This window comes from Streptomyces sp. NPDC031379, from assembly GCF_055569615.1.
Genome location: NZ_JBVIIT010000032.1, coordinates 56,415 through 69,692, shown reverse-complemented (window position 1 = coordinate 69,692; position 13,278 = coordinate 56,415). Strand labels below are relative to the sequence as shown.

The window sequence follows — 13,278 nt, the reverse complement described above, 5'->3', positions numbered from 1 at the left end:
GGGAGCCGGAGGGTCCGTACTCCCCGCGACGGAGGTGATGACGTGTCAGGAAGACTTCTGCGCCTGGCCTGTACGGCGGCACTGTCGGCCCAGGCCGTCCTCGCGCCCGTGCCCGCCGTGGCCGCACCCGAACCGGAGCGGTCCGTCGCCCAGCTGCTGACGGACCTTCAGCGGCTGTACCGGCAGACCGAACAGGCCACCGAGACCTACAACGCCACCACGGAGAGACTGAAGCGGCAGCGCGCCCAGGTGTCCCGCCTGGACGGCGAACTGGCCCGCGCCCGCCTCGCGCTGCGGGACAGCCGGACCGACGCCGGCCGCCTGGCCCGGCAGCAGTACCAGAACAGCACCGGTCTGGGTTCCTACGTCCGTCTGCTCCTCGCCCGCGACCCGCAGCACGCGCTGGACGAGGGCCATGTCATCGGCGAGCTGACCCGCCGGCGGGCCCGCACGGTGGCCCGGCTCACCGCCACGGAGAAGCGGAAGGACGCCCTGGCACGGGCGGCCCGCAAGGCGCTCGACACCCAGCTCACCCTCGCCGGACAGCAGAAGAGGCAGCGCGACGGCGTCCAGGACGCACTGGCGAACGTGGAACGCCTGCTGGCCGCCCTCACACCCGAACAACTGGCCGCGATCGCCCGCCTGGAACGGCAGGGGGCGACCGAGGCCCAGGAGAGGCTCACCACCGCCGGCGCCCTCCCCACCGACCGCCCCGCCTCCACCGAGGGCGAGCGGGCCGTCCACTACGCCATGAACCAGCTGGGCAAGCCGTACCGGTGGGGAGCGGAGGGCCCTTCGGCGTACGACTGCTCGGGCCTGACGTCCGAGGCCTGGGAGCGTGCGGGCACACCCATCCCCCGCACCAGCCAGGAACAGTGGAAGCGGCTCAGAAGGATCCCGCTGAAGGACCTGCGCCCGGGTGACCTCGTCGTCTACTTCCCCGAGGCGACGCACGTGGCGATGTACGTGGGGAACGGCGAGGTCGTACAGGCGCCGAGACCGGGACAGGCCATCAGGATCTCCCCGATGGCCGCCAACCCCATCCTCGGCGCGGTGCGCCCCGACGCCGCCCCGGGGCCGGACCCCGAGGGGCGCGGGGAGCGGCGCGGCCGGCCGCGGACGGCCTGAGGCCGCCGACGCACCCGCGCCCCGTGACGATCAGGCCCCGGCGACCGAGGCCAGGTAGGCCTGCGTCTTGTCCGGCTCGTAGAAGAAGTTCTCGAAGTCCGCCGGATCGTTGAACGCGTTGGCGAAACGATCAGCCACCGGCTGCAGCTGGCCCGCGGCCCCGATGAGGTTGAGGATGTGCTCCGGCGGCGGCGCCAGCATCGCGTTCGTCCACTTGGTGACGTGCTGGGCGGTGGCCCAGTACCGGTCGAACGTGGCCCCCATCCACTCCTCGTCGAACGGCTTGTCCCCGCGCTCCAGGATGGACGCGAGGTACGCGGCCGCGCACTTGGACGCGGAGTTGGAGCCCTGTCCGGTGATCGGGTCGTTGGCGACGACCACGTCGGCCACGCCGAGGACCAGACCGCCCGAGGGGAGCCGGCCGATGGGGTTGCGCACGGTCGGGGCGTAGCGGCCGGCCAGCGTGCCGCCGGCGTCCGTCAGTTCGACCTTGGTCGCCCGCGCGTACTCCCAGGGCGTGAACTTCTCCATGAGTTCCAGGGTCAGGGAGAGGTGCTCCGCCGGGTCCTTGACGCCGTTGAAGACGTCGAGCGGACCGCCGGGTATGCCCTCCCAGAACAGGATGTCGGCCCGCCCCGAGGTGGTGAACGTCGGCATGATGAACAGCTCGCCGACACCGGGGACCAGGTTGCAGCGGACCGCGTCGAACTCCGGGTGCTCCGGACGCGGGCCGAGCCCGTGGACGTAGGCCACCGCGAGGGCGCGCTGCGGCTCGGCGTACGGGGAGCGCTCGGGGTCGCGGGCGAACATCGACACCAGCTCGCCCTTGCCGGCCGCGACCAGGACGAGGTCGTAGGCACGGGAGAAGTAGTCGAGGTCGCCGACCGCCGCGCCGTGGATGACCAGCTGGCCGCCGCGCTGCGCGAAGGTCTCCATCCAGCCGGCCATCTTCACCCGCTGGTCGACCGACTGCGCGTACCCGTCCAGCCTGCCCACCCAGTCGATCGCCCGCTGGGTGGGGCCCGGGTCGTGCGAGCCGGGGGCGGCGACCGAGACGCCGAGTCCTTCGATCTTCGGGGCCTGGGACTCCCAGAAGTTCAGCTGGAGAGCGCGCTCGTGCTGCAGTGCCGTGTCGAACATGCACTGCGTCGACATGACCCGGCCGGAGCGGATCTCGTCCGCGGTCCGGTTCGACATCAAGGTGACCTCGTAGCCGTGCGACTGCAGGCCGAGGGCGAGCTGGAGCCCGGACTGGCCGGCTCCGACGACGAGTATCTTCCGCATGCGGGTGGTGCCTCCTACGGGTGAGGACTACTCGGGGGTTTCGTCCAGCGCGTGGGCCACCAGGGCCAGGAGGGTCTCGATGGCCGAGATCCGCCGCCGCGCGTCCATGATCATGACAGGGATGTGCGCGGGTATCGTCAGCGCCTCCCGAACGTCCTCGGGTTCGAACCGCTCGCTGCCGTCGAAGTGGTTGACCGCGACGACGTAGGGCAGTCCGCAGCTCTCGAAGTAGTCCAGGGCCGGGAAGCAGTCCTTCAGCCGGCGGGTGTCGGCCATGACGACGGCACCGATCGCGCCACGCACCAGGTCGTCCCACATGAACCAGAACCGCTGCTGGCCCGGCGTGCCGAACAGGTAGAGCACCAGGTCGTCGTCGAGCGTGATGCGGCCGAAGTCCATGGCCACGGTGGTGGTGAGCTTCTCCGGCGTGGCGGACAGATCGTCGGTGTCCTCGCTGGCCTCGGTCATCAGCGCCTCGGTCTGCAGCGGCGTGATCTCCGAGACGGAGGTGACCAGCGTGGTCTTGCCGACGCCGAAGCCCCCGGCCACCACGATCTTCGTGGCGATGGGGGCCCGGGTGCGGTCCGTCTGCCAGGACTTCAGGTCGTCGTCGGGCTCGGCGTACCCGGCGGCGAGGGGGTTGCCTCCGACGGCGGAGGCGGCGGCGTCAGAGACGGCGGAGTCCACTCAGCACCCTTTCCAGCAGAGCGCGGTCCGGGCGGCCGGTGCCGTGACCGGTTCCGGTGCCGTACACACGAATCTTTCCCTGGTCCGCGAGATCGCTCAGGAGTACGCGGACCACGCCGAGCGGCATCTTCAGCAGCGCGGCGATCTCGGCCACCGTGCGCATACGGCGGCACAGCTCGACGATGGCCCGCATCTCCGGCATGACCCGGGTGGTGAGGGAACCATTCGTCAGTTCCTTGCGCTCCTCGGGGGCCTCCAGCGCGGCCACGAACGTCTCCACGAGGAGGACGTGGCCGAAGCGGGTACGGCCGCCGGTGAGCGAGTACGGGCGGACGCGGGCCGGTTTGCGGTCGCCGCCGCGGACGGGGAGCTTCGGTGTGCCGCTCATCGGGCGCTCCCCGCCGACTCGGACGGCCGGGACTCGAGCGACTGCCGCAGTTCCGAGCGGAGTTCCGGCGTGAGGACGTGGCCGGCGCGGCCCACGAACAGGGCCATGTGGTACGCCACCACGCTCAGGTCGCACTCGGCGGAACCGTGCACGCCGAGCAGCGAGCCGTCGCTGATCGACATCACGAACAGGCTGCCCTCCTCCATCGCGACCATCGTGTGCTTGACCCCGCCGAACTCCATCAGCTTCGCGGCGCCGACGGTGAGGCTGCCGATGCCGGAGACGATGGTGGCGAGGTCGGCGGAGGATCCGCGGGGGCCGCTGCGCTTGGCTCCGCGGGCCTGGCGGGCCTCCTCCGTGCGGCCCGGGTCGGACGAGAGCAGCAGCAGACCGTCGGAGGAGACCACGGCGACGGACTGGATGCCGGGTACTTCCTCGACCAGGTTGGTCAGCAGCCAGTGCAGGTTGCGGGCTTCACTGCTCAGTCCGTAGGTACTGGGCGCGGTCAACTGCTTGCCTCCTCGGCTGTGCCCCCCGTGGCTTCTTCGGCGTGTGCGTAGGTGGTCGGCCGCTGGTGGCCGGCCGTCTGTTCGGCGATCTCCGCCTCTACGTCGCGGTAGCCGGCCTGTGCGCCTTGGCGGAAGCCGCCCAGCCTGCGGCGCAGGGCATCGGCGTCGACGCTTCCGCTGCGCGGGCGGGGCGGTGCGGCGGGTGCGGTGATCTTGGGTGTGCGCTTGGGGAGGCCCTTGCTGGTGACCCGGTCCTCCACGGCCGGCTGCGGCGCCTCGGCGGGCGCGGCCTGCGGCTCGGTCTCGCCTCGGGCGCGGTCGTCCCCATCCGCGCCACGTGTGCCGTCCGTGCGGTGGCCGTCGTCGGACGCGGCTCGCGCCTGCGGGACGAGTGCGCCGTCGGCGGCAGCCGGGGCCGGTTCGGTGGCGGGCCCGGTCGCGAGGTCCGGGAGCAGCAGCTCCATCGTGGTCTCGGCGTAGGTCTCCGCCGGGGCCTTCGGGCGGGTCTCGGTGTCCTCGCCGTCCTGCTCGGCCTGCTGGTGCACGTCGCTGTCCGCCGGCCTGCCGGACGGGGGCGTCACCGTCTCCTCGGCAGCCCCGCCGAACGCGTCCCGCACGGCCTCGTCGGCCCGGCCGGCGCCCGTGTCCCGCACGTCCGGCCCGGCCGGGTGGCCGGTGGCGTCCCGGAGCGTGGGCTCGGCGGAGTCGTGCGCGGTCTGCCCCGCTGCCGCCGGGACGGCGGAGGCATCCGACTCCGCCCGGGAGCCGGACGCGGCCCCGTGGCCTTCCTCCGCCGGACCGCCGGAGGCGTCCAGGACCGCCTTTTCCGCCAGGGCGACCAGGAGGTCGCCCTCCTTGGCCCGGCCGGGCAGGACGTTGGAGTTGGCCTCGGCGTCGGCGCCGGGGAGGGAGAAGGCGCCGGTGCCGCCCGGGACCGTGGTCTGCGGCGGGAGGGAGGCCGGCGGGGCCTCGGCGAGCAGCGGGGCGGGCAGGACCACGACCGCGGCGATGCCGCCCTGCTTCTGCTCGCGCAGCTGGACCCGGACGCCGTGACGGTGGGCGAGGCGGGCGACGACGTAGAGGCCGAGCCCGAGGCCGGCCTCGCCCTCCTGGTCGTAGGGGGACTCGGGGTCGAAGGCGGCGAGGCGGGAGTTGAGGCGGTCCAGGCGGTCGCCCGCCATGCCGATGCCCTCGTCCTGCACCGACAGCATGACCTCGCCGGACTCCAGGAGCCAGCCGGAGACCTCGACGGGCAGCTCCGGCGGGGAGAACGAGGTGGCGTTCTCCATGAGTTCGGCCAGGAGGTGGGAGAGGTCGTCGGCGGCGAAGCCCGCGACGTGGGCGTGCGGGGGCAGGGCGGCGATGCGGACGCGTTCGTAGCGTTCGATCTCGCTGACCGCCGCGCGGACCACGTCGACCAGCGGGACGGGGCCGTGGTGCTGCTGGACGTGCTCGGTGCCGGCGAGGACCAGGAGGTTCTCGCTGTGCCGGCGCATGACCGTGGCGAAGTGGTCCAGTTTGAAGAGGGTGGCGAGGCGCTCGGGGTCCTGCTCTCGCTCCTCCAGGTTCTCGATGACCGCCAGTTGGCGTTCGACCAGGCCGAGGGTGCGCAGGGCGAGGTTGACGAACGTGGAGCCGATGCTGGTGCGCAGGCGGTCCAGCTGGGCGGCGGACTCGGCGAGTTCGGCGCGGAGTTCCTCGCGGGCGTCGGCCATCTTCTGCCGCTGGCCGACCAGGTGCTTGCGGTCGCTCTCCAGCGTGGCCACGCGCTCGTGCAGGGCGGCCGCGTGGGCGTGCAGGGCGTTGACCGAGCGGACCACCTGGGCGAACTCGTCGTTGCGGCCGGTGAAGGCGATCGGGTCCTGGGTCGCCGGGTCCTCGGACTCCGCGAGGCGGGCCGAGCCCCGGCGCAGGACCGACAGCGGGCGGGTGAGGGTGCGTGCCATGGCGGTCGCGATGCCGATCGCCACCAGCATCAGGGCGCCGAGGACGGCGATGCGGATCTCCAGGGCGGTGACGTCGTCGTCCCGCAGCTTCTCGAGGTCCTTGGTGCGGCGGTCGTAGAGCGCGGACTCGGCACCGCGCATCAGGTCGACGCGGGCGGACAGGGCCGCGTCCAGCTTCTTGGTGCTGGTGGTCAGCTCGCTGTCGGCCAGCGTCGCCTGGTCCGTGAGCGTGGCGAGGTACTTCTCGGCGGAGTTGACCTCGGGGCCGGTCACCGTGGAGCCGTAGGAGTCCACGGCGGCCTGGGGGGCGGTCCCGCGGAAGTCGGCGAGGGCCGCGTCGGCGCGCAGGCGGGCCTGCTGGGCGGCGGCCGTGAGAGCGTCGCGCTGCTTCCTGTCCGCCTCGGTCGTGGTCGTGGTCGTGGTCGGCAGGCCCGTGACGGGACTGATCACCGTCTGGGTGCTCGACGGGACGTTCAGCGCGGCCAGCAGCAGGCCGCGGGCGGCGGCGGACTGCTGGACGGCGGAGTCCAGCTCGGCGAGCGCGTAGGCGCCGGAGCCGGCCCTGGGGGGCATCTGCTCGGCCAGCTGCTCGGCGAGCCGGTGCAGCTCGGTGATCGTCGCCGAGTAGGCCTGGTGGGCCTGGAGGGCGGTGCTCTTGCCGGTGAGCGCGGACCGGCGGACGGCGGCGATGGCGTCGAGGTCGGTGCGCAGGCTCGCCGGGGTGTCGGTGTCCGCGCGCAGCTCCTCGACCTGCCGGTCCACGCGGGCGCTGCGGTCCTCGGCGGGCGCCTTGGACTTGGGGCGCCCGGCCGCGATGTAGGAGGTGACCTCGTCACGCTCGTCGGCGAGCGAGTGGGCGAGGACGAGTGCGTCCTGGGTGCGGGCGGCCAGCGTCACCAGGTCCTGGGAGTCGCTGACGTCCCGGGACGCCGTGAGCAGGGCCGGCGCACCGGCCCCCGCGACAGCCGCCGCGACCACCGCGACGGCGACGATCAGCCGGGTGCGCACATGGGTGGGACGACCGGTGCCCACGGGGGTCTGCGGGTCGGTCCCCGCGGGGGCCGTCTGCCTGCCTGTGCGCCGAGGCCGCTTCTTCTGCACCGGTGCTCGCAATCCTGAACTCGTATACCCAGGGGCCCGGGTGGCGCCCCGTCATTTCGGCGCCAAGTGGTGCGTACACCCGGTTCGTACGGTTCCCGACCCTCCCAGCGCCGGTGGGCAGTGGTCGTGCATCACCTGACCCGCCACCCGAAGGAGTGAACATCGGAGGGGAGTTGGCGGGCAAGTTCCGGCGGCGCGGTCCGCCCCCTTGCGCGGCGGGCCGGTTGGACGCGCGCGGCCGGCTTTGGCAGTATTCGCCGACACGCCTTCCCGGAATGGATCATTCTCACCCAAACCTGGCGGCTGACCTGCGGGGTCGTGCTCTTTCCACGGTGCTTGCCAGCCTTTGGCGAAGCCTGTGAAGGCCTGGTGCAGACTGGCTGGATGCGAACTGATCTCGTCTCGGAACCCGGCACCGCCGCCCGCCCCAACGAGGACTTCGCCGGTCTCGCACTCCCCGCCTCGGGGCAGGGAGGTTGCGTGGTCGTCCTGGACGGAGTGACCCCGCCCGGCGGCGGGACGGGCTGTCTGCATTCCGTCCCCTGGTTCACCGCACGACTCGGCGGCGCACTGACCGAACTGACCGTTTCGGGGCGAGATCTGACGCTCCCGGAGGTTCTCGCGCGGGCGATCGGACGCACCGCCGAGGTTCATTCGGGCACCTGTGACCTTTCTCACCCGCGAACGCCGCAGGCGACCGTCGCCCTGGCCCGGTGGTCCGCCGACACGGTCGAGTACCTGGTGCTGTCCGACGCGGCGCTGCTGCTGAGCGGCCCCGACGGCACGGTCGTCCCGGTGCTGGACGACCGGCTCGACCGGCTCCCCCGTTCCGCGCTGGCCGACGAGGCCCTGGTGGACACCACCCTGCGCAACCAGGAGGGCGGCTTCTTCACCGCCGCCGCCGACCCCTCGGTGGCCGCCCGCGCGGTCACCGGCTCCCTGCCCCGGCGCGAGGTCCGCGCGCTGGCCGCGCTGACGGACGGCGCGACCCGCTGGACGGAGAAGTTCCGCGAGGGCGACTGGGCGGCCCTGTTCGACATGATCGAGAAGGAGGGTGCCCGGTCGCTGGTCGAGCGGGTACGGGAACTGGAGACGGCGGACCGGGAGGAGCGGGCGTTCCTGGGGCGGAGCAAGACGCATGACGACGCGACGGTGGTGTACGCGCAGCTGTGAGGCTCCCGCCCGGCTTCCGGCCGGTCGGGGTCCGGCCCGACCGGGTCCCGTCTACTTGTCCATGCCGACGTTCAACTGGTGCAGCAAGCGGGCCAGTTCGGCCACCTCGTGGCGGTCCCAGTGGGAGAGCTGGCTGACATAGCGGGCGCGGCGGGCCTCGCGGACCTTGCCGACCCGGCCGCGTCCCTCGGCGGTGAGGGTGACGAGCCAGGCGCGGCCGTCGGCGGGGTCGGGCTGGCGGGCGATCAGGCCCAGCTCCTCCAGTGCGCGCAGCTGGCGGGACATGGTGGCCTTGCCGACGCCGATGTAGGCGGCGAGTTCGGTGGCCCGCTGGCCGCCCAGCTCGTCCAGCCGGATGAGCAGTCCGTAGGCGGAGGACTCCAGGTCGGGGTGGACCTCTCGGGCCATCTCGCCCTGGTTGGCCCGGGCGCGCCGCAGCAGCACGGTCAACTCGCGCTCCAGCGCCAGGAATTCCTGGTCTGCACCACTGGGCGTCACCTGGCCGGCGACGCGATGTGCGTCGCCGTTTCCGTCCTCGTGCACGTCAGCACCTCTGCTCGGTTTCGCGGTCCTGAAAGTTTCCGTCAATTGTCGTCATTGCCGCAGCTCCGTAAGTATTTCGCAGGCGTAGACCAACGGCGGTGTCCGGACCCCCTTCCCCCGCCATCATCTACGTGCGTAGCTTCTTTATCAGGCAATCAATGGCATGCCCACGCCATTGGTGCGGCCCCCCACCCCAACGGTCACTGCCACGGTCCCCCCACCCCACTCCCCGGAGGCACGCCATGCCCGTGCACAGACCCGGCCCCGTCCGCCCGCGCCCCCTCGCCGTCCTCGTCACGGCGCTGCTCGCGGCACTCGCCCTCACGGTTCCCCTCACCTCCGCCCAGGCCGCGACCACGCCCAGCCGCGGCTCCGCCCACATGGGCGTGGGCGTCCTCGCGCACGACGGCCAGAACGGCACGCCCAGCACGGGTGACGTCACCCAGACCGAGGGCGTGGACGTCTCCGGCCACCAGGGCAACGTCGCCTGGTCGACCCTGTGGAACAGCGGGGTGCGCTGGGCGTACACGAAGGCCACCGAAGGCACCTACTACACGAACCCGTACTTCGCCCAGCAGTACAACGGTTCCTACAACGTGGGCATGATCCGCGGCGCCTATCACTTCGCGACCCCGGACACCACCAGCGGCGCCACCCAGGCCAACTACTTCGTCGACCACGGCGGCGGCTGGTCCCGGGACGGCAAGACCCTGCCCGGCGTCCTCGACATCGAGTGGAACCCCTACGGCGCCGCCTGCTACGGCAAGACCGCGAGCCAGATGGTCAGCTGGATCGCCGACTTCATCAACACCTACAAGGCGCGCACCGGCCGGTACGCCGTGATCTACACGGCCACCAGCTGGTGGACCCAGTGCACCGGCAACTACGGCGGCTTCGCCGCGAACAACCCGCTGTGGATCGCCCGGTACGCCTCGGACCCGGGGACGCTGCCGGCCGGCTGGTCGTACTACACGATGTGGCAGTACACCTCCTCCGGGCCGACCGTCGGCGACCACGACAAGTTCAACGGAGCCCTGGACCGCGTGCAGGCCCTGGCCCTCGGCTAGGGGCTTCCGGGATCGCGATCCGCGTCGAGCCCGGCCCGCACCGGTGCGGGCCGGGCTCGACGCGGACGCGGCACGGACAGGAGTTTCGCTCCGCCCCTCCTCCCGCGGCCCGGCCCCTTCCCCGCCCGTCCCTGCGTTGGTGTTCGGCGCCGGCCGGGATCATGCTGGTCAGGGAGAGCCTGCCGAGCAAGGGCGAGATGAGCGGCGATGGAGCGACAGTCGACGTACACGGCCACGGCCACCATCGATGAGCACGGCATCCTCACGAGCTGGAGCGAGGGCGCCCGGCGGCTGCTCGGCTACGACTCCTCGGCGGTCGTCGGACGGCCGGCCACCGCGCTGCTCGCCGCCGAGGGCGCGGCGGCCCGGCGGGCGCTGGCCGGGCGGGAACGCTGGAACGGCAGCGTCCCGCTCAGGCACCAGGACGGCCGGTCCGTGGAGCTGGGCGTGCTCGTGCACCGGCGGACCTCGGACGCCGGGGTCGTCGACTGGCTGGTGGTGAGCGCCGTGACGGCCCGGGCCCAGCCGCCCCGCGGCGAGCCGCTGGAGGAGTGGACGTTCCTGCAGTCGCCCTTCCCGCTGGCCATCTTCGACGGGGAGCTGCGGCTGGTCCGCGCCAACCGCCGGATGGAGCACGCCCTCGCCCTGCCCGAGGCGGCGATGCGCGGGCTGCGTCTCGCCCACATCGTGCCCGGTGCGGCGAGCGAGGAGACCGATCGCTCGATGCGGCTGGCGCTGGAGTCCGGCCGGCCCGAGGAGGTGCGCCTCCGCCTCGGCCCGGAACTGGGCCGCGTCATCGTCCTCACCCCGCTCAAGGACGCCGGCGGCAGAGTGCGGGCCGTCTGCCTGTCCACGCAGCAGCCCGCCCAGGACACCGCCGCCCGGCAGCGCCCCTCGGGCGAGACCGCCTCCCGCCCCGGCACGGTGGCGGACCAGGCCCGTGCCGCGCAGGAACTCGGCGAGGTCACGGTCCCCCGGCTGGCCGACGTCATCGCGGTCGACCTGCTCGACTCCCCTCGTACCGGCACCGAGGAGACCGCCCCGCCGCCGGGCCCGGTCGTGCTGCGCCGCGCCGCCCTGCGCGCGGTTCCGGACAGCGACCGGCCGGCGTACGGCACCGGTGTGGGCGAGGCGATCGTCTGCCCGGCGGACTCCCCTCCGGCGCACTGCCTGACGGCGGGGAGTCCGCTCCTGTACGACACGACGGACCCGGCCGTCGCCGAGTGGGCGGCGCTGGACCCGGGCGCCGCGTGGCTGCGCGCGTCCGGTGCCCGGTCGGTGCTCGCGGTGCCGCTGCTCGCCCAGGGCAGCACCCTCGGCGTGGCCCTCTTCGGCCGCCACCGGGACCGGGAGCCGTTCGGCCCGGAGGATCTGCGGCTCGCCGAGGAGTTCACGGCCAAGGCGGCCACCGGCATCCAGCAGGCCCGCTCCTACTCGCGGGCCCGCACCACCACCATGGCCCTGCAGCGCAGCCTGCTGCCGCACACGCTGCCCGACCAAGGGGCTCTGGACATCGCCACCCGCTATCTGCCCGCCGCGACCCGGGCCGGCGTGGGCGGCGACTGGTTCGACGTGATCCCGCTGTCCGGGGCGCGGGTGGCGCTCGTCGTGGGCGACGTGGTGGGCCACGGCATGCGCGCCTCCGCCACCATGGGCCGGCTGCGCACGGCGGTGCGCACCCTCGCCGACGTCGATCTGCCGGCCGACGAACTCCTCACCCACCTCGACGACCTTGTCCTGCGGCTCGCCGCCGACGAGGGCAGCGCGGACCCGTCCGCCGAGACCGCCGGCGGCATCGGCACCACCTGCCTGTACGCGGTCTACGACCCGGTCTCGCGCCGCTGCACCCTGGCCCGGGCCGGGCATCCGCCGCCCGCCGTGGTGACTCCGGACGGCACCGTCCGCTTCCTCGACGTGCCCGCGGGACCGCCGCTCGGGCTCGGCGGGCTGCCCTTCGAGGCCTTCGAGACGGAACTGCCCGAGGGCAGCCTGCTCGCCCTCTACACCGACGGGCTGTTCGAGGCCCGCGACCACGACATCGACGAGGCGCTGGACAAGATGTTCGCCGCACTGGGCCGCCCCGCGAAGTCGCTGGACTCCGTCTGCGACCGGGTGCTCGCCGAGCTGCTCACCCATCGCCCCGACGACGACATCGCCCTGCTGGTGGCCCGGACCCGCGCCCTGCACGAGGACCGGGTCGCCTCCTGGGCGCTGGACAACGAACCCAGCGTCGTCGCCCTCGCCCGCCGGTACGCCGACGAGCAGCTGGCCTCCTGGGGCCTGGACGACATCGCGTTCACCACGGAGCTGATGGTCAGCGAGCTGGTCACCAACGCCATCCGCTACGGCCGCCCACCCATCCAGCTCCGGCTGATCCACCAGGGCAACAAGCTGATCAGCGAGGTGTACGACTCCAGCGGCACCACTCCGCACATGCGGCGGGCCCGGATCTTCGACGAGGGCGGCCGGGGTCTGCTGCTGGTCGCCCAGCTCGCCGAACGCTGGGGCACCCGGCACGACCGGGTCGGCAAGACGGTGTGGGCGGAGCAGACGGTCGTCCGGGTCTGAGAAGGCGCCCGCACAGCCCCTTGCCCCGCCGCGGGGCGGCGGGGCAAGGGGCTCAGGAGATCTCACCCGGGGTGCCCGTCGGGGCGATCACTTGACGACCACGTCGGGCGGAGGGGGCGGAGCGGGCGTGTCCGGCGCGGAGCCGCCGGTGTCCGGGGCGGGCTGGGGCTCGGGCTGCGGAGCGGGCGCGTCCGGCGGCGGGGTGCTGCCGGTGTCCGGAGCGGGCTCGTGCGCGGGAGGCGCGTCCGGGGTGGTGGAGCCGCCGTGGTCCGGAGGCGGCGGCGTCTTGCCGTCGGGGCACGGCGGGCCGCTCTTGCCGTTGGTGCCGGTTCCGTTGCGGCCGTTCGTTCCCTTGCCGCCGCACGACCCCCTGCCGCGGCCGCCGGCGCCACCGGTGCCCGTGCCACCCGGGGCCGTGCAGACCGTGGCGTCTCCGCCGGTGCCGTTGCCGCCATTGCCGCCCGTGGCATTGCCGGCCCGGCAGGAGTCGTGGTCTCCGTGGTGCCGGTCGTGCTTGCCGTGGCCGGACTTCTTGTGACCGTGGCTCCCCTTTCCTTCCTTCTTGTCCTTTTCCTTGTTCTCGTGATGGTCTCCGCCTGTCACCGAGGAAGTGACGCTCTGCGGCGCGGCCGCGGCTACGGCGGCACCGGCCGGGATCAGGACTCCGAGGGGAAACAGAAGGGTGGCGACGGCCACGGTCAAGCCGTTCTTCCGGGTTTTGCTCATCATGAGGGATTTCGTTTCTGGAGGGGGCTGCAAATTCTTTTCGGTATCCGGGGCCGAGGGGGGGGGGGGAGGCCCCCGGCGCGCCCCCCCCCCCCCCCCCCCCCCCCCCACCCCCTTTCCCAAAAGGGAGCTCCAGCCCCCCGGCCCCCCCCCCCATC

General features: G+C 73.1%; 11 protein-coding genes. 4 read left to right on the top strand and 7 right to left on the bottom strand.

Annotated elements, in window-relative coordinates; genetic code table 11:
• Positions 1 to 42: 42 nt before the first annotated feature.
• Positions 43 to 1,128 carry a C40 family peptidase gene (locus tag ACZ5CW_RS35815; RefSeq protein WP_468608990.1) on the top strand — a complete coding sequence of 362 codons (1,086 nt, stop codon included), beginning with the start codon at positions 43 to 45 and terminating at the stop codon, positions 1,126 to 1,128.
• A gap of 30 nt (positions 1,129 to 1,158) precedes the next feature.
• Here ACZ5CW_RS35815 and ACZ5CW_RS35810 read toward each other — a convergent pair whose 3' ends face one another.
• From ACZ5CW_RS35810 to ACZ5CW_RS35790, 5 genes are read right to left on the bottom strand one after another with little or no spacing between them, the layout of a single operon-like run.
• Positions 1,159 to 2,412: a styrene monooxygenase/indole monooxygenase family protein gene (locus ACZ5CW_RS35810; protein ID WP_468608988.1), complete on the bottom strand. Its 1,254-nt coding sequence runs from the start codon at positions 2,410 to 2,412 to the stop codon at positions 1,159 to 1,161.
• Between the two features lie 27 nt (positions 2,413 to 2,439).
• Complete coding sequence (locus ACZ5CW_RS35805; protein WP_468608986.1) at positions 2,440 to 3,099, bottom strand: GTP-binding protein; 660 nt, start codon at positions 3,097 to 3,099, stop codon at positions 2,440 to 2,442.
• Positions 3,080 to 3,487, bottom strand: a complete 408-nt coding sequence (locus ACZ5CW_RS35800) for a DUF742 domain-containing protein (RefSeq protein ID WP_225823271.1) — start codon at positions 3,485 to 3,487, stop codon at positions 3,080 to 3,082. The genes ACZ5CW_RS35805 and ACZ5CW_RS35800 overlap by 20 nt, the downstream gene beginning before the upstream one ends.
• A complete protein-coding gene (locus tag ACZ5CW_RS35795; protein WP_468608983.1) occupies positions 3,484 to 3,996 on the bottom strand; it encodes a roadblock/LC7 domain-containing protein in 513 nt (170 codons plus the stop codon). Before ACZ5CW_RS35795 ends, ACZ5CW_RS35800 begins: the two co-directional genes overlap by 4 nt.
• Positions 3,993 to 7,043: a sensor histidine kinase gene (locus ACZ5CW_RS35790; protein WP_468608981.1), complete on the bottom strand. Its 3,051-nt coding sequence runs from the start codon at positions 7,041 to 7,043 to the stop codon at positions 3,993 to 3,995. Before ACZ5CW_RS35790 ends, ACZ5CW_RS35795 begins: the two co-directional genes overlap by 4 nt.
• 384 nt (positions 7,044 to 7,427) lie before the next feature.
• Between ACZ5CW_RS35790 and ACZ5CW_RS35785 the strand changes: the two genes are divergently transcribed.
• Positions 7,428 to 8,216 (top strand): protein phosphatase 2C domain-containing protein, encoded by a 789-nt coding sequence (locus tag ACZ5CW_RS35785; RefSeq protein WP_468608979.1) that lies wholly within the window; start codon positions 7,428 to 7,430, stop codon positions 8,214 to 8,216.
• Positions 8,217 to 8,267: 51 nt separating this feature from the next.
• Here ACZ5CW_RS35785 and ACZ5CW_RS35780 read toward each other — a convergent pair whose 3' ends face one another.
• Positions 8,268 to 8,759 carry a MarR family winged helix-turn-helix transcriptional regulator gene (locus ACZ5CW_RS35780; RefSeq protein ID WP_468608977.1) on the bottom strand — a complete coding sequence of 164 codons (492 nt, stop codon included), beginning with the start codon at positions 8,757 to 8,759 and terminating at the stop codon, positions 8,268 to 8,270.
• Positions 8,760 to 9,001: 242 nt separating this feature from the next.
• Between ACZ5CW_RS35780 and ACZ5CW_RS35775 the strand changes: the two genes are divergently transcribed.
• Entirely contained in the window at positions 9,002 to 9,826 is an 825-nt protein-coding gene (locus ACZ5CW_RS35775) for a lysozyme (RefSeq protein ID WP_468608975.1), read from the top strand.
• Positions 9,827 to 10,033: 207 nt separating this feature from the next.
• Positions 10,034 to 12,394 carry a SpoIIE family protein phosphatase gene (locus ACZ5CW_RS35770; protein WP_468608973.1) on the top strand — a complete coding sequence of 787 codons (2,361 nt, stop codon included), beginning with the start codon at positions 10,034 to 10,036 and terminating at the stop codon, positions 12,392 to 12,394.
• 87 nt (positions 12,395 to 12,481) lie between these two features.
• On the opposite strand, the gene ACZ5CW_RS35765 is transcribed toward ACZ5CW_RS35770, so the two are convergent.
• Positions 12,482 to 13,123 carry a hypothetical protein gene (locus ACZ5CW_RS35765; protein ID WP_468608971.1) on the bottom strand — a complete coding sequence of 214 codons (642 nt, stop codon included), beginning with the start codon at positions 13,121 to 13,123 and terminating at the stop codon, positions 12,482 to 12,484.
• Positions 13,124 to 13,278: the final 155 nt, after the last annotated feature.

Coding starts and splice junctions, on each gene's coding strand:
- ACZ5CW_RS35810 (WP_468608988.1), bottom strand. CDS start 2,412: ATGCGGAAGATACTCGTCGTCGGAGCCGGCCAGTCCGGGCTCCAGCTC.
- ACZ5CW_RS35800 (WP_225823271.1), bottom strand. CDS start 3,487: ATGAGCGGCACACCGAAGCTCCCCGTCCGCGGCGGCGACCGCAAACCG.
- ACZ5CW_RS35765 (WP_468608971.1), bottom strand. CDS start 13,123: ATGATGAGCAAAACCCGGAAGAACGGCTTGACCGTGGCCGTCGCCACC.
- ACZ5CW_RS35770 (WP_468608973.1), top strand. CDS start 10,034: ATGGAGCGACAGTCGACGTACACGGCCACGGCCACCATCGATGAGCAC.
- ACZ5CW_RS35775 (WP_468608975.1), top strand. CDS start 9,002: ATGCCCGTGCACAGACCCGGCCCCGTCCGCCCGCGCCCCCTCGCCGTC.
- ACZ5CW_RS35785 (WP_468608979.1), top strand. CDS start 7,428: ATGCGAACTGATCTCGTCTCGGAACCCGGCACCGCCGCCCGCCCCAAC.